Annotated in this window: 1 protein-coding gene; it reads left to right on the forward strand. The window is 70.3% G+C overall.

The genetic code is table 11. The features are described from left to right. The coding region (locus AC1DWF_RS36340) for a P-type ATPase actuator domain-containing protein (RefSeq protein WP_476843294.1) at positions 1–603 on the forward strand (603 nt) is incomplete at both ends.

Consider the following 603-nt stretch of genomic DNA (forward strand, 5'->3'; position numbering starts at 1 on the left):
GCGAGACGGTGGCGCGCTGGGTCCCGAACCCGGACGACCTCGCCATATCAGCCCCGCGCAACGCCTCGGAGCTGCGCCGTGGCGACCATGTGCTGGTCGAGGCGGGCGAGATCATCCCCTCGGATGGCGAGGTCGTCCGAGGCATCGCCAGCGTGAACGAGAGCGCGGTGACGGGCGAGAGCGCGCCGGTCATCCGCGAGGCCGGCGGTGACCGCAGCGCCGTCACCGGCGGCACGCTCGTGGTGAGCGATCAGATCCTGGTCCGCATCACCGCCGAGCCCGGTAGCACCTTCCTCGACCGCATGATCGCCATGGTCGAGGGCGCCTCGCGCCAAAAGACGCCGAACGAGATCGCACTCGACATCCTGCTGGCGGGCATGACGATCATCTTCGTCATCGCCGTCGCCACGCTGGTCGGCTTCTCCAGCTACAGCGGCGCGGCTGCCTCGGTGGTGGTGCTCTCCGCCCTGCTGGTGACGCTGATCCCGACCACGATCGGCGGCCTGCTCTCGGCCATCGGCATCGCGGGCATGGACCGGCTCGTGCGCTTCAACGTGCTGGCCACCTCCGGCCGTGCCGTGGAAGCCGCTGGCGACGTGGACG

It is taken from the genome of Aminobacter sp. P4_D5, from assembly GCF_056401815.1.